This is a genomic window from Paenarthrobacter sp. NPDC089675, assembly GCF_044749185.1.
Lineage (GTDB): Bacteria > Actinomycetota > Actinomycetes > Actinomycetales > Micrococcaceae > Arthrobacter.
Window position 1 is genome coordinate 150,258 of record NZ_JBIVHM010000008.1, and the last position, 18,751, is coordinate 169,008.

Sequence of the window (18,751 nt, forward strand, 5' to 3'; positions counted from 1 at the left end):
CGAAGATAACGAAATGACCCACTTTGCGGCTTGCTGGTGCGGTTAACAGTGCCCGGAAGCCCTATCATGGTGCTAGTCGTCTTCGGGGCACTTTTGTGATGTTCCCGGACGCCGGATTCAGCTTGTCTGTGAGCCGAGGCTTGCACCTTCGAAGGGAAACCCCATGGCCCGGAGCCCGGAAGAATCGCTCAAGGCGACTCTGGCCAGAGTCGCACCCGGAACGCCTTTGCGTGACGGGTTGGAACGCATCCTCCGCGGCCGTACAGGAGCGTTGATCGTACTGGGTTCGGACCGGACCATCGATGCCATTTGTTCCGGCGGATTCGAAATCGGCATCGAGTTCTCCCCCACCCGCCTGCGTGAGCTGGCCAAGATGGACGGGGCAATCGTCTGCGACAAGGACGCCAGCAACATCATCCGCGCGGCCGTCCAGCTGGTTCCCGACTCCAGCATCGAAACACAGGAATCCGGCACCCGTCACCGCACGGCAGAACGGGTGGCCATCCAGACCGGCGTTCCAGTGATTTCCGTCAGCCAGTCCATGCAGATCATCGCGTTGTATGTGAACGGCCTGCGGCACGTACTGGAGGGCTCGGAGAAGGTCCTTGCCCGCGCCAACCAGGCGCTGGCCACCCTGGAACGGTACAGCGCAAGGCTGGACCAGGTCACCAGTTCGCTTTCCGCGCTGGAGATCGAGGCGCTGGTAACGGTAAGGGACGTGGCCGTTACGCTGCAGCGGCAGGAAATGGTGCGGCGGATCTCGGAGGAGATCGCGCAGTACGTCCTGGAACTGGGCGAAGACGGGCGGCTTCTGTCCCTGCAGCTTGAAGAACTGACAATGGGACGAGGGCCCGGCAGCGATGTGATCATCCGCGACTATGCCGATCCGGACGCCAGCGCCGAGGACATCGAGGAATCCGTCCAGGCCCTCTTGAACCTTGGTCCCACGGAGCTGATCGACCTGAGCAAGATTGCCCACATCATCGGATTCGCAGGTGGCGTGGAACAGTTGGATGCAGTAGTCCAGCCCCGCGGGTACCGGTTGCTCTCCGGTTTGAAATCCGTGCCGAAGGCCGTCGCCGACAGGCTGGTGGACTACTTCGGCGGCCTCCAGAACCTCATGGCCGCAACCATCGACGACCTCATGACCGTGGACGGCATCGGCGACCAGCGTGCCCGCACTGTCCGCGAGGGCTTGAGCCGCATGGCCGAGGCGAGCCTTTTGGACCGTTTCCTCTAACGGTCAGTTCAGCTGGAACACGGCCTTGGGGCTGGCCTTGTTTCCAAGCCTTGCCTCAAACGTGTAGTAGGCACCGCCTGCCCCGGGCTTGGCGGTGATGGCGCCACAACCTTCGAGGGTCCTGTTGCGCTGCCACGGGAAGTTGGCGGTCTCACTCTTGCCCGGTTGGATGGTTTTGATGAGGTCAACGCCACCGGTCTGGCAGTCCTTGGATGAGAAGATCCGGTCGGCTCCGCTCATGATCAGGTACTCCATCTGGGAGGTGCCGACGTTGACCTCGCACGGCGCGGAGCCCCCATTGGTGATGGTCATGGTGAGCATCGGGAGTTCCTCTGCGGCATAGGCCGGCTTGTCCGTCTTGGCCGCCACGGTCATGAGGTTGAAGTCGCAGACGGGGGTCGGTGAAGCTGACGGTGACGCCGTCCCGGCGGAGGGCGTGCTCACAGGCGTCGCCGCGGTGGTGGCCGGCGGCGTGCTGACGGCTTGGGGCTCGGAACCGCCCGCGAGGGCACGCCCGATCGCGGAAACACCGGCGATCAGAAGCGCGACCACCACCAGCAGCCCAATAAGTACAACAAGCCTGCGACGGCGGTACACGGCAGGGCTGGGACGCCGCTTTTGCGTCGGCACCGACGCGCGCGCGGACGACTGCTGCTTACCCTGGGTGGCCATATTTCTAGGCTAGGCGGCGCACCCTCCGGGTACCTCACCACCACGCCGCCCACCGCAAATGTGACGTCCGCCATGCTTCCGTGGACGGGAGGGCCGGGCCCGGTTTCAACTAGAGTGGAGGGCAGCATGTCACCCATGAACACCGAGCATTTGAAGCAGCTCCACGAGGCCCTGGACCAGTGGTTTGGCAAGAACGCCCGCGAGCTGCCGTGGCGTGAACCCGATTGCGGCCCCTGGGGAATCCTGGTCAGCGAGGTCATGCTCCAACAGACTCCAGTGGTCCGGGTGCTGCCCGTGTGGCTGGATTGGATGGAGCGGTGGCCTTCCCCCGCGGATCTCGCCAATGAGCCCTCCGGCGAGGCTGTCCGGCATTGGGGCAGGCTTGGATATCCACGCCGGGCCCTCCGGCTGCACGCCGCCGCCGTCGCCATCCGGGACAGGCACGGCGGCAAGGTGCCGGACAACTATCCTGAACTGCTGGAACTGCCGGGCGTGGGCAATTACACGGCCGCCGCCGTCGCCTCTTTCGCTTTTGGCAAACGCGAAACCGTGGTGGACACCAACATCCGCCGCGTGCATGCGAGGCTGTTGTCCGGCCACGCGCTTCCGGCGCCCGCGCTCACGGCCGCTGAGATGCGGCTGGCGGACGCCCTGCTCCCCGACGACCACCGCTTGTCCGTGCGCTGGAATGCTTCGGTGATGGAGCTCGGAGCCACGGTGTGTACCGCCCGCAGTCCGAAGTGCGCCGACTGTCCGGTCCGGGAAAGCTGCGCCTGGCTTGCGGCCGGCGAGCCGCCGCCGTCGTACACCCCGAAGGGACAGGCCTGGCACGGCACCGACCGGCAGGTCCGCGGAGCCGTGATGGCGGTCCTGCGCGTCGCCGACGCCCCGGTGCCCCGCGAGCTGTTTGAACGGGCGCCGGCTGACCTTGGATTCGCACCCACGGGCTTCGGGGTTCCGCTGGCCGCCTTACACCGGCTCAACTCCGCTCCGGAACAGCTCGAGCGTGCGCTGGACGGGCTGCTGAGCGACGGTTTGGCGGAAATGCACGACGGCGGTCTGCGGCTTCCTGCCTAGCGCATCCCGCCCTACCCTGAAGCCATGGGGAAGATTGCGTTGGCATTGACTCTTGTGAGCGCTTCTGCGCTGCTGCCAAGTTGCGACCCACGGCCGGTTGCCTGTCCCGCCATGGGGCAGGTGACAGGGGTGTCCGTGACGGTGGCAGCCTGGTACTCGGCATCGGTGGGTACATTGCACCTGAAAGCCTGCCAGAACGGGGCCTGCAGCGAAGGAGACCTTGTGCTGCGGCCCGGTTCCGCCACCGTGGACCAAGGCTGCAACGCTGAAGGGGTATGCTCCGCCAAGTCGACGTATGACGGGACCGTGCGGGGCCTCCTGGATTTGCCCAGCCTGACGGAAAGCCCAATGGAAGCTACGACTACCGGGACATCACCTTCGGGATCCCCCCTGCCGACGCGCAGCCTGACGTTCACTCCCACAGGCAGGTATCCGTTCGGGGAACAGTGCCCGAGATTCGTGACGGCGAGCCTGATTCTGGATGATCAGGGCCTCAGGCAGGAATAGTCGCATCCCTATGGCCAATTAATGCCCCGAGCGGGTAATGTCGCCGTGTCCGGGGTGATGAGCGATTGGGAGGCGTCGTGCGCGGTGCGGGGAATCGTGGCGAAGCGCAGCTAGCGTCAAGCACGGAACTGACGGCACGGATCCAGCGGACCTACGGCAAAGACCTGGGAGAACTCCGTGCTGCGATAAGGTCCGGATCCGGCCGCACTCGGCATCGGCTCGGACCGCTCGCGGCCACGGAGGATTCGACGGTAAAGATCACGCTCGTTGCCGAATTGGCTGAGCTTGGTTGGTTCACTGCAGGTCCGGCGCCCGCCGGAACCTGCGTAACGGTCTCCCTTACCGCACATCACGAGGCCAGCGGCCTGCCCGCCAAACTCTTGCCGCTTGAATGCGAAGCCTGGTTGAAAGCCTTCGTAGGAGATTTGTGGATGCCCCACGTCTACAAATGCGATTGTTCAGCCGGACCGCTCAGCGCACACGTCATGTCCTACCGCGTCTATCTGGATGACTGCCAAAGGCCGGCACCTAAACCTGCGGAGGTCAGGGCCGAGGGCTGTCGCCCACTTGGCCTCATCTAGAATTTCCGCATGATGGAATGTGTATTCCAATATTAAACATGGGCGAGCGCATCCTTTAGCAATCCGGAAACATGCCACCCATAGCGTCATCTGTGATCCGGCCCCGCGGTCTCCTGCGCGGCCCCGCACAGATAGGCGATCCATTGAAAACCTCCCCGGCTCCGGCCGCCTCCATTAGCAAGCGGCCGCTGCACAAATCCTTGTTTACCCAGATCCTGGTTGCCGTGGTGGCCGGCATAACCATCGGATACCTCTGGCCCGACGCCGGCGCGGCGTTGCGTCCCCTCGGTGACGGTTTCATCCAGCTCATCAAGATGATCATCGCCCCACTGATCTTCATGGTGATCGTGACCGGAATTTCCGCGGTGGGAGACGTCAAAGCAGTGGGGCGGGTAGGAATCAAGGCGCTGGCCTACTTCACTGCAGCCACGTTGTTTGCACTGGCGTTCGGACTGGTGGTGGCCAACCTCGTTCAACCCGGAGCTGGACTCAACATAGATCCCGCCACCCTTTCGCAGGATGCACTGAACGCCAAAACCAGCACCGCCCCTCCCAAGGATGTCGGCCAATTCCTGCTTGGCATCATCCCGAGCAGCGTCATTGGCGCCTTCGCCTCAAACTCGCTGCTGCAGGTGCTCTGCTTTGCCGTGTTTTTCGGAGCCGCAATCGTTGTGGTCGGGCGGGACAAGTGCAAGCCCGTCATCGACGTCATGGAAACCACGCTTGAACTGTTCTTCAAGATCATGGCTTGGGTGATGCGCGTCGCTCCCATCGGCGCCTTCGGAGCGATGGCGTTCATCATCGGGCAATATGGCCTCAGCTCACTGAGCACCTACGCCGTGCTGGTGGCATGCTGCTACGGCTCGGCACTGGTCTTCATCGGCCTTCTTTTCCTGGTGGCCTGGGCCTATCCCCGCGTGCCGTTGTGGCAGTTCATCAAATACTCGCGGGAGGAGTTCTTGCTGGCCCTTGGCACTGCATCGACCGAGTCCGTGCTGCCCCGCATCATGACCAAGCTGAACAATGCAGGCTGCTCCCGGGCAACCACCGGATTGGTCGTGCCCACGGGATACTCCTTCAACCTTGATGGAGCCGCGCTCTACCTGTCCATTTCGCTGCTCTTCCTGGCACAGGCATTCGGGCACAACCTCGACCTCGGGCAGCAGCTCGCCGCATTGGGAGTCCTCATGCTGACCTCCAAAGGCATGGCCGGCGTACCAGGTTCAGCCTTCCTGGCCCTATCCGCCACGGCTGGAGCGCTGGGCATCTTCCCCGTCGCCGGGGTGGCATTGCTCCTTGGCGCGGACCGGCTCATGGACTCGATGCGCGTAGTTGTGAACCTGCTCGGCAACTGCGTAGCCACGTTCGTGGTTGCCAAGTGGGAAGGGCAGTTTGATCGCCAGGCCATGCTGGACGCTTTTGAAGGGAAGGTTCCAGCCTCGCCCGGCCCGGCGGTTGCCGTTTCCTGAGTGCTTCGGTGGGAACGGGCGGTCCTGTGCCCCATGGCCGCCCGTTCCGGCTCAGTCGATGCGCTGGCGGCCCAAGCGGGCGTAGATGTCGGGACGGTTGTTTCGCAGGAAGAAGGCGTAGACGATTCCGCCGAAGAAAAGCGCGAAGGTGAACGTCATGAAGATGAGGGTCAGGACCGCCGAACCGCCGATAAGTTCGGGGTAGTTAGCAATTGCCAGGTAAGTGATGGCCCCTAGGAACAGGACGCTGATGATGGGTGCGACGATGGTCTTCCAGACCGATTCCGGCGCGAAGCCGCGGCGGCGGATGAAGTAGACCAGGACGGCGAAGCTCGTGATGAACATCAGGAGCAGCACGGCGAAGGTTCCGCTTCCACTGGCGATGGGATACAAGGCTTCCGGAGCAACACCCAGGACCGTGAAGAGCACGGTGGCAGCAGCCCAAACGATGCCCACAGCCAACGCCGAGACGTACGGCGACTTGTGCTTCGGGTGGACCCGGCCCAGGAACCTGGGGAGAGCGTGGTCCGAGGCCAGCGCGAAGCTGTACCTGGCGGCAATGTTCTGGATGGACAGCATGCACGCGAGCACGGATGTGATGAGCAGGATGACGGCGATATCGGCAAAGATCCTGCCCACAAGGCCGACAAGCGCGTCGTTGAAGAGATTCACCGTGTTGTTCTCTGCCTCGGCCTGGATCTTATCCGGCCCAAAGAACGCAATGAAGGCCCACGCTGCCACTGCGTAGAAAACGCCGATGCCCGCGACGGCCAGATACGTTGCCCGCGAGATGGTCTTGTCCGGGTTCCTGACCTCATCCCGGTAAATGACTGTTGCTTCGAAGCCGAAGAAGTTGCCCACGGCGAAAAGCAATGCCAGGCCCAGGGTGGCGTCAGTGATGGACGGCAGGGCGAATCCTGCGCTCTGCACTGTCTCAAGTCCGTTGCTGGAGAAGGACACGACGTCGAACACAATAATGATTGCCACTTCCAGCAACATAACGATGGTCAGCAGCTTGGCGGACAGGTCGATGCGGTTGTAGGCCAGCAGCGTGGTAACGGCAGTGATGGCCAGGGCGTACCAGTACCACGCTATATCCGGTCCGCCAAGGGTATCGACAACAAACCCCTGGAGCGTCACCCCGAAGAACGATGGAGCGAAGAAGCCGATAAAGATGTAGCCAAACAGTGCGAGGAAGGCGCCGCCGAGACCTGCCGGCTTGCCCAGTCCGGCCGTGACAAAGGAGTAGAAGCCACCCGGTCCCTGGACGCTGCGGCTCATCTTGACGAATCCCACCGAGAAAATCAGCAGCATGATCGTCACCAGCAGATAGATGGCTGGCGCTGTTTGACCGCTGAACATCAGCAGCACGGGAAGCGTTCCGGCCACCGTGGCCAGTGGCGAAGAAAAAGCGAGCACGTTCATCACGAGTTCGCCCACTCCCATGTTGCCGCTGAGCCGATTCTCCTGGATCTGACGCGACACCTTTGGGGCGTCGAGAGTGGTGCTATTCATGTAATCCTCATCACTGATTATTGAGTTCTGAATCACAGTATCGACCGGGCAGATAAGGGCGGTGTGCCATGTTGGGACAGCACAGGCTACGTGCCGGCGCGGGTGGCGGCGCCGACTTCAAGCAAGGAACGGGTCAGTGCCACACCGTGGTCAGCCAGGCTTTCCAGATGTGCCGCCGTGCCGTCCCACGCGGACCAGTGGGCTGCGCCGTCTAGCAGCGTAAAAATGGCTTGGATGGTTTGCCGAGTAACGGAGAGGCCCATTTCCTCGGCTGCAGCCGTGTACATCTCCTCGTGCAGAAGCTGCCAAAAAGCCAGCTCTTCCCGCAGTCCTTGATTTAGGAACCCAGCCACCTTGTCCGAAGCAACCAAAAGATTCCAGAGATCGGCCTCGGGCGTGCTCACCTGCTGGGCGACGTGGAAGCGAACAAGGGCCGCCCAGTAGTCGCCCGCGTACATAGTGTCCTGCACTGCATCGAGGAGCTCGCGCGCGAATCCGTGGGTGAACCAGAGGAGCGATTCCGCCACAATCTGCTCCTTGCCCTGCGGAAAACTGGAATAGAGGCTTGGCGCTTTGAGGCCCAGCTCGCGACCCAGCGTACGCATGCTCACAGAGTTGTAACCGCTGGTGGCGGCCAGTCGGAGGAAAGCTGCGAGGATCCGCTTCCTGGCAGGCGTCTGTGCCGACCAGTCACGCTTGGACAGGAATTCCCGGACAGCAGCGTTCGCCTGCTCACGCGGAGATGGACTCATTTCATCCTCAAAGGGTCGTAATGAAATAAGTCTAACTAACAGTCGTTAGGCTGAGAAGACCGAAGCCAAACAGAGTCGCCTTCACCGATGAGGCACTCGGCGAAACATTCCTGCACCCGGCCCACCACAAGGTCGTCCGTGTACCCATCGCAACTGGTTAGAGTGACGCCGAGGACAGAGAGCGTGAGGGATCCCTGGGGTACGGCTTTGATCCGTCTGCCGGCGTGGGCCGTCTGGTGCCAGTCCATCCCCCACGGAACTTCTATCAGGGCAGAGGCCGCAGGCGCTGTGAACCGTCTGACGGTGTGCTTTGTCCGGCAGAGGCGCCTGATCAAAGACCGCGGCGGCATATCAAGGAGCAGGCCAGCCGTCCCCAGGTCAGGCCCGGCAGGCCCGCCGAAAGCAACGGGCAACACGTAGCTGGCTGGCGGGACCACTGTGCCTCCTGAGGTAAAAGGAAGCGGGCCGTGGCGCTTGAACACAGTGCCAGGAACAAACGCCACGGACCGCGGCTGGAGGGGCTAGATGCCCGGGGTTGGCCACGGTGAGGCGTCGCTGCTATCGCGGCCTTCTGCCATGTCCTGAAGGAGACGGTGAACGAGTTTCCCGGAGCGCTTCAGCTGAAGGTCGGTCCGTTCGCCGAGATCGGTTTCGTTGAAGTGTGCCGATGCCCGCAACCATTCGACGTGCCGTCCTTGTGCGAGCTTCCTGTTCATCATCGAGATCAACTCTCAAAAAGTATTGGGGCTATTGGGTCCCTTCAAGCATCCGTCCCGGGAACCCGCAGCAACCGTGTCAGTTTGGGACACGGTTGGGACACCTTCTGGACACAGCCCGCGACGGCCGCAAGTCACCCAAGGCTGATGCCCGTTGCGACGATGAAAATGCCGCTCGCTGCAACCAGGAAAGCCGCGGCTCCCAAGGGCACCGCATGGACGCCGCGAAAACTGGCCGTGGCCCGGGTTTCACGGGACGGTCCGGCGTAATGCCGGCCCGCCACGCGCAATCCGGCCGCTGCGAGGATGAGGAAAATGCCGACGTACACCACTCAGTCCTCCGTCCATCGGGCACTCAGCGGGTCCAAGGCAATCGCCAGGTGCTTGCTGGAGCGATCGGGGTCAATCTGCGAGACCTGCATGGCGCAGCTGAACCCGTCGGTGAGCACGAGCCCGTCACCGCTGTCCAGCGCCGGCACAATGGAATGCTCGGCCACCTTCATCGACATGTCGAAGTGCTCTGCCTCAAAGCCAAAGTTTCCGGCCACTCCGCAGCACGAGGACGACTCCACGACGTTAGGCACTCCCCACGCCTCCAGGACCCGTTTCTGTGCACCCGAACCGAAGACCGCATGCTCGTGGCAGTGGGTCTGCAGGACAGCAGTTTGGGGTGGAACGGCGGACGGCGTCCATCCACGCTTAATGGCCTCGTCAACCGCCACGGAGAACGAGCGGACCCGGGCAGCCACGCGCGCGGCCGCCGCCCCGCCCACCATTTTGGGTCCCTCGTCGCGTATGGTTGCCGCGCAGCTCGGCTCCAGCACCACGATGTCCCGGTCCGTGCCGTCGTCGAGCCTGCTGATCAACCGGGCCAAGCGGCGCCGGGCACCGTCGCGCTGTCCGGTGGAGATCCACGTCAGCCCACAACAGGCGTCCGGCGTGCAGCCCACGGAGCTTCCCGCGTCACGCAGCACCCGGGCTGCGGCGGGGACCACCTCTGGACGGAAGGCGCGGGTAAAGCTGTCGATGAACAGCAGGACGTCGGCCGCGTCCGTGAACTGCGCTTCCCGCGCCAGCCGCCGGATGCGGCCGTTCCCCGCGAAGTCCGGGAGCCGTCGTCGTGCGCTAACGCCCAACTTTTCGCCCACCCAACGGAACGGACGGAAGCCAGTCCCTGCATTGGCGATCGGGGCGATGCGTGTCAAAAGCGGCAGCCAACGCGGCAGCCAGCCAATCGAATAATGCGTGAAGGGCCGGATCTTGCCGCGATAGTGCTCATCCACCAGCTCCGACTTGGCCTCAGCGATATCCACCCCCGTGGGACAGTCGGCCGAGCAGGCCTTGCAGGAAAGGCACAGGTCCAGCGCTTCCCGCACCTCGGGGCTGGACCAACCGTCGTGGCTGGTGCCTTTGGTCCGGGTAAGCTCCTGCAGGACCCTCGCCCGGCCCCGCGTCGAGTCCTTCTCGTCCTTCGTGGCGCGGTAGCTGGGACACATGAAACCGCCGGTGGTCGCCCGGCAGCGGCCCACTCCGATGCACGCGTGGGTGTTACCGACGAACGGGCTCACCACCGGGAGCAGGCTGCGGTTTTCGGACGAAAGTACGACGGCGGTACCCGGCACCGTGGCGGGCTCACCGTGCGCGGGCCCCGGCAGGGGCACGCCTTCGAGAGCCAGCGAGGCAGCGAAGGGCTCGGGGTCCACGATGATTCCCGGGTTCAGGATTCCGGCAGGATCCCAGAGGTGTTTGAACGCTTTGAAAATGCCCACCATGGCCGGTGAGTACATCACATCCAGCAGTTCGCTGCGTGCCCGGCCGTCCCCGTGTTCCCCGGAAAGCGAGCCGCCGTGGGCAACCACGAGGGCCGCGGCTTCGCGGGTGAAGTTCTCAAAAGACTCCCGGCCAGTACCGCTTCGGAGGTCGTAGTCCAGACGCATGTGCACGCAGCCCGCACCAAAATGCCCGTACAGGAAGGCGGTGTAGCCGTACTTCTCCACGAGGGGCAGCAGTTCCGCGAGGTAGTCCGCCAATCGCTCGGGAGCGACCGCGGAATCCTCCCAGCCGGGCCAGGTCTGGACGCCGTCGATCCTGCGTGAGGAAAGCCCGGCCCCGTCTTCGCGGACCCGCCACAGTTTGGCGCGCTCCCGGGGCTCAGTGACAAGGGCGTGGTCCAAAACCCGGCCGTCGGCTTTGAGTTTCTCCAGCAGCTGCTCGCAGTGCGCGGCGGCACGTTCGATGCCGTCCGCGGGGAACTCGACCATCAGGAAGGCCTTGCCCTGCGGCAGGGAGTCCACGCTGGCGGCGCCCCGGCGGTGGCGCATGATGTCCACAATCGAGGCGTCCAGGCCCTCGATGGCGCTTGGCTTCGCGGCGAGGATGGTCATCACATCGCGAGCCGAATCGATGGTGTTCGCGTAGCCAAGGCACAGGAGCGCCGTGGTTCGGGGCCTCGGCACCAGTCCCACCTTGGCCCGGACCACCAGGGCACACGTGCCTTCGCTCCCCGCCAAGGCGGCCGCCACATCCAGGCCGTTCTCGGGCAGGAGGTGCCCCAGATGGTAGCCCGAAACCTGCCGTGGGATGTTTCCCAACTCCACGCGCAGCGGGGCAAGGTTGGCTTGGGCCAACTCCTTCAGGCCCATGAGAAGTTCCTCGGCCCTGGCGACGGAGTGCTGGTCACCCGCGTCCACGGCCCGCAGGAAGTCCGTGCCCGCATGCAGGTGGGCGCCGTCCGCCGTGACGAGCTCCAGTTCCTGCACATGCTGGGTCATGCGTCCGTAGGCCACCGAGTGGTTGCCACAGGCGTCATTGCCGATGGAGCCGCCGATGGTGGCACGGGTCATGGACGAAGGGTCCGGGGCGAAGGTCAACTCCCCGCCGCTCGCGTTCTCGACGTAGGAGCGCAGCTCGCCAAGGACCACGCCGGCGTCCGCCCAAACCGCCGCCTTACCGCCGTCGAACTCTCCTATGGATGTCAAGTGGCGCGAAAGGTCTATCACCAAGGAATCCCCTATAGCGTTGCCTGCCATGGACGTTCCACCGCCGCGCGGGGTGATGGGGACGCCAAGCATGGAACACGCGCGTACGACTTTCCCGACGTCCTTGACGCTTGCCGGGAAGGCGACGGCGGCTGGCCGGACCCGGTAATTGGAAGCATCGTAGGAGTACTCGGAGAGCCGTCGCGCGGAGTCATCCACCTCGATGCCTTGCCCGCGCAGGGCGCCAAGCAACTGCTCTACTTTCGTGTCTCCGTCGTCACCATGGGGCATGTTGGCCGTCTCCAATTCGTAGTGGTCCGCTGGAAGTTTAGGCAGGCCCGCGCGCTGCTGGAATGTGCCAAAACAGAACGGGCACAGCGGAGGGATCCGCTGTGCCCGTTCCTTTTCCGAAAGAGGTTACTTCAGGAACTCAGACAGATTGTCCTTGGTGATGAGCGTGAACGGCAGGGTGTAGCGGTTCTCCACGTTTCCACCCTTGAGGAAGTCGGTCACCACCTCGACTGCCTTGACACCCTGGCCCGCAGAGTCCTGGCGGACCGTAGCGGACATGGTGCCCGCCTTGATGTCCTGGAGTGCCGGATCTGTACCGTCGACGCCCACCACGGCCTTGAACTCGGCCGAGCGGCCCGCGTCGGCAATGGCGGAGGCGGCACCAATGGCCATCTCGTCGTTGTTGGCAACTACGGCGTCCACCTGGCCGGACGGGAAGCGCTGCAGGGTGTCCTCCATGTTGCGTTTGGCATCATCCCGGCTGCCCTTGGCCTGGAACTCGGCCACGATCTTGAAGTTCTTGTTGATGGTCTTGTCGAAGCCGGACTTGCGGCGGTCGGTCCACGAGGCGCCGTAGATGCCGGCCGCGAACACGAGGTTGCCGCCGTTGGGCATCAGCTTGTTGAGGTATTCGGCCTGCATCTGGCCTGCCACGGTGTCGTCCACGCCGATGTAGCTCTTGTAACCGATGTTCGAACCTTCGGCGAATTCGGTGGACAGGATGAACAGGGGAATGTTGGCCGCAATCACCCGCTTGGCCGCGTTCTGGCTGGCATCGCCGTCAAGGGGCTGCATGATGACGGCGTCCACCTGGCGGGTGAGGAGGTCCTCCACCTGGTTCAGTTCGCTGCCGACATCCTTCTTGGAGTCGGTGATGTTGAGCTTGACGCCCTTTTCATCAGCCGTCTTCTTCATGGCGTCCGTCATGTGGGCCAGGTCCGGGTCCTGCAGGTCAAGGACCACAACGCCGATGTTGTAGGTCTTGCCCGTCCCGCCGCTGCTGGTGGCGTTGCTGCTTCCCGCGCAGCCGGTGAGGGTCAGTGCCCCCGCTGCCATCATGGCGACCGCCGCGGCGATCTTACGTCGCATACCCATGGTTGTTCCTTTCAGTGGTTTTGCCTGTGCGTTGGGAGATTGTTGTTACTGTTGGTGCTTTTCGGCGGCTCAGTCGGACTTCCAGCGGTTCAGCAGGACGGCCAGCACCAGGATCACGCCCTGGACGCCTTGCTGGAAGTAAGAGGAAACACCCATCAGGTTCATGCCGTTCATCACCACACCCAGCAGGAGCACGCCGATGACGGTTCCGCGAATGGTGCCGACGCCACCGAAGAGGCTCGTTCCACCGATCACGACGGCGGCAATCACTTGGAGTTCGTAACCGGTACCTGCCACAGGGGCCGCGCCGTCGAGACGGGCTGTCAGGACGAGACCACCGAGGGCGGCGGTGACGCCACCGATGAGGTAGACCATGAAGAGCACGCGGCCTGTCGAGATGCCGACCTTCTTGGCCGATTCCTCATTGCCGCCCACGGCGTAGACGTGGGAACCGAACTTGGTGCGGCTCAGCACGAACTCACAGATGATGGCAGCCACCAGGAAGATGATCACGGGAAGCGGGATGGGGCCCAGGAAGCCGGATCCGAGCCACTCGGCCGGACCGCTGAGACCGGAGACAACCTGGCCATCGGTGATCACGAGCGCCGCCGTGCGGGCTATGGCCATGGTGGCCAACGTTGCCAGGAAGGGAAGGATGGCTCCCCAAACCACCATCGCTGCGCTGAGGAAGCCGACCAGGAGGCCGACGCCCAGGCCGGCGATCAGCGGCAGCCAGAAGGCGCCACCACTGGCGGGGGCAAGCAGGGCGAAGGTCATGCCGGCCAGGCCCACCACCGATCCCACCGACAGGTCGATTCCTGCCGTGATCATGACGAAGGTCATTCCCAGTGCGATCAGCCCGATGATCGAGGACTGCCTGACCACGTTGACGATGTTGTTCAGTGTGAGAAAGTTCGGAGCCGCTGCAGCGAGGAAGACGAGGATCACCACGAACAAGATGATGATTCCGTAATCGCCAATGAAGCGCTTGACCTTGGTGGCCGTGAGGCCTTCCTTGAGGTCTGCAGGCCCCAGCTTGGTCTTGATGTTGTCCATGGTGATGCTCATGAGTTGCTCCCGTTGGTGGTACCGCGTGCGGCAAAGGCATCAACGGTTTCCATGGATGAAGTGCTTCCGATCTTGCGGCGGTCCTCGGGAATGCCGCTGCCGTGGTCGACGTAGTCGTCCAAGGTGCCGTGGGAGATCAGGTGGGCCACCTGGGCCTCGGAGACCTCGCCCACGCGGAAGCGTCCCACTACCTGGCCCTGGCGCATGACGGCAAAGCGGTCAGCCACGGCGAAGGCTTCGTCGAGGCGGTGCGTAATGATGATGACCGCGATGCCAAGGTCCTTGAGTCGCTGGGTGACTTCGATGAGCTTGTCCACCTTGGCCACCGACAGGTTGGCGGTGGGCTCGTCCATGATGATCAAGCGGGCGTCGAAGGCCAGCGCGCGTCCGATTGCCACAGCCTGCCGCTGGCCACCAGAGAGCCGCTTGACCTTGAGCCGCGGGTTGATGGGGATGTCCAGGCGTTCCAGGACGCGCTTGGTCTCCGCCTCCATCTTTTTCCGGTCGATGATCCTCAACAGCGGACCCAGGATGTTCTTCTGGGGCTCGCGGCCCAGGAAGATGTTGGTCCGGACATCGAGGTTGTCGGCCAGTGCGAAGTCCTGGTAGACCATCTCGACGCCTTGGTCGCGGGAGGCGGAAGGCGTTGGGAACTCGGTCCGCTTTCCTTCCAGCTCGATCGAGCCACGATCGGGCTGGTAGACGCCCGTCAGCACTTTCATGAGCGTTGATTTGCCGGCGGCGTTGTCTCCAAGAAGTGCGAAGGTTTCGCCGGGCATGACATCGATGCTGACTCCGCGCAGAGCGGACACCGCCCCGAATGTCTTGTGTATGTCCTTTAGGGCGACAAGTGGGGCTGTCGCCGGTGGTGCGTCGGTCATCTCATCCTCGTTTGATAGGGCCATGCAAATGAACCGGTGAAACACCTTTGGCGATGGACCATCAAACAACGTTGTTCGACTTTGCAGATTCCGGGGTAATTCAAGAAAGCCCCACAACTGCGTGACCTTCGCCACACTGTTTCACTTACTTGAACTTTGACGGATTGGATAACCCGGCATGTGTGCCACTTTGGAACACGGACCTGCCGGAATTGTTGCTGCGGGAAACAATTCTTGGCGGTTAAGTCTCTTAAAGGACAAAGCCCGGCCCAGGCACGGATTGTTGCGAAAGAATCCGTGCCCAAACCGGGCAGTCATAAGGGCTACGCTGACAGCTCCACGGCTATCGCAGCTCCTGTTCGGGCGGACTTCTCCGCCGCGTCGGCCAGGATCAAGGCAGCACGGCCGTCCTCGAAACCGGGACTCCGCGAGGGAAGCCCGCGGACAGCGCGCAGGAACTCTGCGACTTCAAGCCGATACGCCTCCGCGTAGCGCTCAAGGAAGAAGCTCTGGTACGGCGCTATTCCCTCCACCGTCCTGGCACCCCAGTGCCGGACCAGGCTGTCGTTCTTGTTGGCCACCTGAAGCAAGCCGGTTGACCCGAAGGCCTCGATGCGCTGGTCGTAGCCATACGCGGAATGCCTTGAGTTGAAGATGGTCACGAGTTCATCTTTGGAACCCCGGAGGGTGACCACGGTGGAATCGAAGTCACCCGCCTGCCGGATGCCGTCGCTGAAGACGTTGGCACCCCGGGCCGAGACCTCCACGATGTCCGGGATGAAGTAGCGGGTCATATCCAGGTCATGGATGGTCATGTCCCGGAAAATTCCGCCGGACTGGGGCAGGTAGGCTGCCGGGGGCTCCCCCGGATCCCGGCTGGTGATGATCAGCTGCTCCAAGTCACCGATCTCGCCGGCCCCCACACGCCGCCTGAGCTCCACGAAATGCCTGTCAAAGCGCTTGTTGAAACCCAAAGCGATGGGAACGTCGGTTGCCGCCGCCTTGGCCCTGAGTGCATCAACCCGCGCAATCTCAAGGTCGATCGGCTTCTCGCACAGAACCGGGATTCCGGCGTCGATGGCTTGCTCGATCAGGTCCACGTGAGTGGCCGTGGGAGAGGCAACAATAACGGCGTCGACTTCCCCGGAAGCAAAGACCTCTACCGGATCGTCGCTCACGCGCCCACCGTATTCAGCGGCTGTTCGCTTGGCACCCTCAATAAAGGGATCGCACACCCAGGTCAACGTCGCTTCTTCCAACGTGGCCAGGCTCATGGCATGCACTTGACCGATCCTGCCGGTCCCGAACAGGCCAACTCTGATCTGTTGCGTCATTGCATGTCTCCAGATGTTGAAGTTGTTTATTGATCGACCTTTTGCCGACCCAGTCGGGCATAAACGTCCGGACGCTTTGAGCGCAGGAAGTAGGCATAGACAATTCCGCCGAAAAACAGGGCGAAAGTGAAGGTCATGAATATGGCCGTCATAACCGTTGAGCCGCCGATCAGCTCGGGGTAATTCGCGATCGCCAAGTAAGTAATCAGCCCGAGGAAGACTACGCTCACGATCGGCGCCACGATTGTCTTCCAGACCGACTCCGGTGCGAAATTACGGCGTCGTACGAAGTACACCAGGACGGCGAAGCTCGTGATGAACATCAGCAACAGGACAGAGAAGGTACCGCTGCCACTGGCGATCGGATAAAGAGCCTCCGGAGCAACCCCCAGCACGGTGAAAACGACGGTGGCCACGGCCCACAAAATGCCCACGGCCATCGCTGAAACGTACGGGGACTTGTGGCGGGGATGCACCCGGCCCAGGGCCTTCGGAAGCGCTCCGTCGGCGGCCAACGAGAAGCTGTAGCGGGCAGCGATATTCTGGATCGAGAGCATGGAAGCCAAGATGGACGTAATGAGCAGGACAACCCCGATGTCCGCGAAGATCTTGCCCACCAGCACCGTGGCACCGTCATTGAACAAGTTCACAGTATTGGCCTTGGCCTCTTCCTGGACGTTGTCAGCACCAAGGAATGCCGTGTACGCCCACGCGGCCACCGCGTAGAACAGACCAATGCCCACCACGGCCAGGTACGTTGCCCGGGGAATGGTCCTGTCCGGGTTCTTGACCTCGTCACGGTAGATGACCGTTGCTTCGAAACCGAAGAAGTTGCCAACTGCAAACAGCAGCGCGAGGCCCAATCCGGCGTCGGTAATCCACGGCATGGAGAACCCGACGCCCTGTGAGACGTCACCCGAAGCGAACGCCGCAACATCGAAGATGATGACCACCGTGGACTCGAGCAGCATGACCACCGTCAGCACCTTCGCGGAAAGGTCAATGCGGTTGTAGGCCAGCAAGGTTGTGACGGCGATGATGCCCAAGCCGTACCAGTACCACGGGATATCCGGGCCACCGAGGGTATTAACCACAAAGCCCTGCAGGGTCAGCGCGAACAGTGACGGCGCAAAAAAGCCGATGAACACATAGCCAACCAAGGCCAGGAGCGCCCCGCCCAGGCCAGCCGGCTTGCCCAGGCCTGCCGTGACGAAGGAGTAGAAGCCACCGGGCGCCTCGACGCTCCGGCTCATCTTGACGAACCCCACCGAGAAAATCAGCAGCATCAGCGTGACCAGGAGGTAGATTCCCGGAGCGGTATGGCCGCTGAAAAGAAGCATCACGGGCAGGGTGCCCGCAACGGTGGTCAGCGGGGAGGAGAACGCGAGCACGTTCATCACGAGCTCGCCGACCCCCATGTTGCCGCTGAGCTTGTGTTCCTGGGTCTGGGTAGGCGTTATCGGCTTCCCTTTTGTTGAGCTAGACATGTAATCCTCGTCACGAAATTTAGAGTGCTGAATCACACTATCGACGCGGATTGTGGGAGCACTGTACCAGCTTGGGACAGCGCTTTTGGAGCGGCTCCGCCCAGCTTTTTCAGGTCCACGATGTCGTTTAGCGGCTGGCCCGCTTTCCACTGCTGCAGGTTCCTCGAGAAGCAGTCCACAACCTTCCCGCGCCATCCGATTAAGTCTCCTGAGGCATGCGGTGAGACCAGGATGTTGCTGCGGCTCCACAGCGGATTTTCTGCCGTCAAGGGCTCGTTCTCGAAGACATCCAAGGCCGCAGCTCCCAGGTGCCCCGCATCGATCGCATCAAGGAGGTCCTGCTCCACAACCACTGCTCCGCGTCCCACGTTGACCAAACGGGCACCCGGACGCATCTTGTCGAAGCGGGCAGCGTTGAACAGGCCACGGGTTTCCTCAGTGAGCGGAACTGTGAGCACCACATCCTTGGCCTCGCCAAGGAGCACGTCCAGCTCGTCAAAGGACGCAATCGCTCCGAGCTGGGCATCCTCGCGGGCGGTCCGACCCACCACCGACACATCCATGCCCGCAGCGCGCAGCAGCAGCACCGTTTCACGTCCCACCGGCCCCGGACCGACCACCAGCACCTTGCGGCCCAGCAGTGGCTCGGTTTCGCGGTGCTGCCATGTCCGGGCCTGCTGCAACTCGATGGTGCGGCGCAGGTCCTTTGTGAACATGAGCAAGACGCCCAGGACCCATTCTGCGATGGGGCGTTCACAAACACCCCGGGAATTGCTGACCACGATGTCGCTGTTGATGATCTCCTCGGTCATGAGGCTGTCCACGCCAATGCTGGAGGTGTGGATCCAGCGCAGCTCCCCCGGACCAATTTCGCGCAGTAGCTTGGTCCGGAAATCGTTGAGGAACAGGATCTCCGTTCCGGGCAGCGCAGCCCGGAATTCATCCGCCGTCCGGACCACCACAACATCGGCTTCCGCTTCCAGGCGTTCCACCGGTGGTACAGGCCGGCCCTCCTGGACAATGACAATTACTTTAGGTCGTGACACGCTTGTTTCCTCCTGGCTGGTCTTCTCGGTCGTTGCGGCTTC

At 62.7% G+C, this 18,751-nt stretch carries 16 protein-coding genes; 3 read left to right on the forward strand and 13 right to left on the reverse strand.

Annotation, left to right across the window (positions count from 1 at the left end):
• Positions 1–163 precede the first annotated feature (163 nt).
• Positions 164–1,240, forward strand: coding sequence for a DNA integrity scanning diadenylate cyclase DisA (gene disA / locus ACIPY2_RS17125; protein WP_400267591.1), 1,077 nt, complete (start codon positions 164–166; stop codon positions 1,238–1,240).
• 3 nt (positions 1,241–1,243) lie between these two features.
• On the opposite strand, the gene ACIPY2_RS17130 is transcribed toward disA, so the two are convergent.
• Positions 1,244–1,912, reverse strand: coding sequence for a hypothetical protein (locus tag ACIPY2_RS17130; RefSeq protein WP_400267592.1), 669 nt, complete (start codon positions 1,910–1,912; stop codon positions 1,244–1,246).
• Between the two features lie 135 nt (positions 1,913–2,047).
• Here ACIPY2_RS17130 and ACIPY2_RS17135 point away from each other — a divergent pair, with 135 nt between their 5' ends.
• On the forward strand, positions 2,048–2,989 hold the full coding sequence (locus ACIPY2_RS17135; protein WP_400267593.1) for an A/G-specific adenine glycosylase: 942 nt from the start codon (positions 2,048–2,050) through the stop codon (positions 2,987–2,989).
• Positions 2,990–3,000: 11 nt separating this feature from the next.
• Here the strand turns inward: ACIPY2_RS17135 and ACIPY2_RS17140 are convergent, their stop codons facing one another.
• On the reverse strand, positions 3,001–3,411 hold the full coding sequence (locus tag ACIPY2_RS17140) for a hypothetical protein (RefSeq protein WP_400267594.1): 411 nt from the start codon (positions 3,409–3,411) through the stop codon (positions 3,001–3,003).
• 737 nt (positions 3,412–4,148) lie between these two features.
• Here ACIPY2_RS17140 and ACIPY2_RS17145 point away from each other — a divergent pair.
• Positions 4,149–5,546, forward strand: coding sequence for a cation:dicarboxylate symporter family transporter (locus ACIPY2_RS17145; RefSeq protein WP_400267595.1), 1,398 nt, complete (start codon positions 4,149–4,151; stop codon positions 5,544–5,546).
• A 51-nt stretch (positions 5,547–5,597) separates the two neighbouring features.
• Here the strand turns inward: ACIPY2_RS17145 and ACIPY2_RS17150 are convergent, their stop codons facing one another.
• The 11 genes from ACIPY2_RS17150 to ACIPY2_RS17200 all read right to left on the reverse strand — a co-directional run bounded on the left by ACIPY2_RS17150 (position 5,598) and on the right by ACIPY2_RS17200 (position 18,709).
• On the reverse strand, positions 5,598–7,061 hold the full coding sequence (locus ACIPY2_RS17150) for an APC family permease (protein WP_400267596.1): 1,464 nt from the start codon (positions 7,059–7,061) through the stop codon (positions 5,598–5,600).
• 86 nt (positions 7,062–7,147) lie between these two features.
• The gene (locus ACIPY2_RS17155; RefSeq protein WP_400267597.1) at positions 7,148–7,813 is read right to left on the reverse strand and encodes a TetR/AcrR family transcriptional regulator; all 666 of its coding nucleotides are present in this window, start codon (positions 7,811–7,813) and stop codon (positions 7,148–7,150) included.
• Between the two features lie 521 nt (positions 7,814–8,334).
• Positions 8,335–8,532 carry a hypothetical protein gene (locus ACIPY2_RS17160; protein ID WP_400267598.1) on the reverse strand — a complete coding sequence of 66 codons (198 nt, stop codon included), beginning with the start codon at positions 8,530–8,532 and terminating at the stop codon, positions 8,335–8,337.
• A 131-nt stretch (positions 8,533–8,663) separates the two neighbouring features.
• The gene (locus tag ACIPY2_RS17165; RefSeq protein WP_400267599.1) at positions 8,664–8,858 is read right to left on the reverse strand and encodes a hypothetical protein; all 195 of its coding nucleotides are present in this window, start codon (positions 8,856–8,858) and stop codon (positions 8,664–8,666) included.
• Between the two features lie 3 nt (positions 8,859–8,861).
• Complete coding sequence (locus tag ACIPY2_RS17170) at positions 8,862–11,798, reverse strand: FAD-binding and (Fe-S)-binding domain-containing protein (RefSeq protein WP_400267600.1); 2,937 nt, start codon at positions 11,796–11,798, stop codon at positions 8,862–8,864.
• Positions 11,799–11,924: 126 nt separating this feature from the next.
• Entirely contained in the window at positions 11,925–12,893 is a 969-nt protein-coding gene (locus ACIPY2_RS17175) for a sugar ABC transporter substrate-binding protein (protein WP_400267601.1), read from the reverse strand.
• A 69-nt stretch (positions 12,894–12,962) separates the two neighbouring features.
• The gene (locus ACIPY2_RS17180) at positions 12,963–13,961 is read right to left on the reverse strand and encodes an ABC transporter permease (RefSeq protein WP_400267602.1); all 999 of its coding nucleotides are present in this window, start codon (positions 13,959–13,961) and stop codon (positions 12,963–12,965) included.
• Positions 13,958–14,842, reverse strand: a complete 885-nt coding sequence (locus ACIPY2_RS17185) for an ATP-binding cassette domain-containing protein (RefSeq protein WP_400267603.1) — start codon at positions 14,840–14,842, stop codon at positions 13,958–13,960. The genes ACIPY2_RS17180 and ACIPY2_RS17185 overlap by 4 nt, the downstream gene beginning before the upstream one ends.
• A gap of 323 nt (positions 14,843–15,165) precedes the next feature.
• On the reverse strand, positions 15,166–16,176 hold the full coding sequence (iolG, locus tag ACIPY2_RS17190) for an inositol 2-dehydrogenase (RefSeq protein WP_400267604.1): 1,011 nt from the start codon (positions 16,174–16,176) through the stop codon (positions 15,166–15,168).
• Positions 16,177–16,202: 26 nt separating this feature from the next.
• Complete coding sequence (locus tag ACIPY2_RS17195; protein WP_400267605.1) at positions 16,203–17,663, reverse strand: APC family permease; 1,461 nt, start codon at positions 17,661–17,663, stop codon at positions 16,203–16,205.
• A 32-nt stretch (positions 17,664–17,695) separates the two neighbouring features.
• Complete coding sequence (locus ACIPY2_RS17200) at positions 17,696–18,709, reverse strand: D-2-hydroxyacid dehydrogenase (protein ID WP_400267606.1); 1,014 nt, start codon at positions 18,707–18,709, stop codon at positions 17,696–17,698.
• Positions 18,710–18,751 lie beyond the last annotated feature (42 nt).

Bases quoted from the DNA above. Each gene is read 5' to 3' on its own strand.
- disA (WP_400267591.1), top strand. From the start codon at position 164: ATGGCCCGGAGCCCGGAAGAATCGCTCAAGGCGACTCTGGCCAGAGTC.
- ACIPY2_RS17130 (WP_400267592.1), bottom strand. From the start codon at position 1,912: ATGGCCACCCAGGGTAAGCAGCAGTCGTCCGCGCGCGCGTCGGTGCCG.
- ACIPY2_RS17135 (WP_400267593.1), top strand. From the start codon at position 2,048: ATGAACACCGAGCATTTGAAGCAGCTCCACGAGGCCCTGGACCAGTGG.
- ACIPY2_RS17145 (WP_400267595.1), top strand. From the start codon at position 4,149: ATGCCACCCATAGCGTCATCTGTGATCCGGCCCCGCGGTCTCCTGCGC.
- ACIPY2_RS17150 (WP_400267596.1), bottom strand. From the start codon at position 7,061: ATGAATAGCACCACTCTCGACGCCCCAAAGGTGTCGCGTCAGATCCAG.
- ACIPY2_RS17155 (WP_400267597.1), bottom strand. From the start codon at position 7,813: ATGAGTCCATCTCCGCGTGAGCAGGCGAACGCTGCTGTCCGGGAATTC.
- ACIPY2_RS17160 (WP_400267598.1), bottom strand. From the start codon at position 8,532: ATGATGAACAGGAAGCTCGCACAAGGACGGCACGTCGAATGGTTGCGG.
- ACIPY2_RS17170 (WP_400267600.1), bottom strand. From the start codon at position 11,798: ATGCCCCATGGTGACGACGGAGACACGAAAGTAGAGCAGTTGCTTGGC.
- ACIPY2_RS17175 (WP_400267601.1), bottom strand. From the start codon at position 12,893: ATGGGTATGCGACGTAAGATCGCCGCGGCGGTCGCCATGATGGCAGCG.
- ACIPY2_RS17180 (WP_400267602.1), bottom strand. From the start codon at position 13,961: ATGAGCATCACCATGGACAACATCAAGACCAAGCTGGGGCCTGCAGAC.
- ACIPY2_RS17185 (WP_400267603.1), bottom strand. From the start codon at position 14,842: ATGACCGACGCACCACCGGCGACAGCCCCACTTGTCGCCCTAAAGGAC.
- iolG (WP_400267604.1), bottom strand. From the start codon at position 16,176: ATGACGCAACAGATCAGAGTTGGCCTGTTCGGGACCGGCAGGATCGGT.
- ACIPY2_RS17195 (WP_400267605.1), bottom strand. From the start codon at position 17,663: ATGTCTAGCTCAACAAAAGGGAAGCCGATAACGCCTACCCAGACCCAG.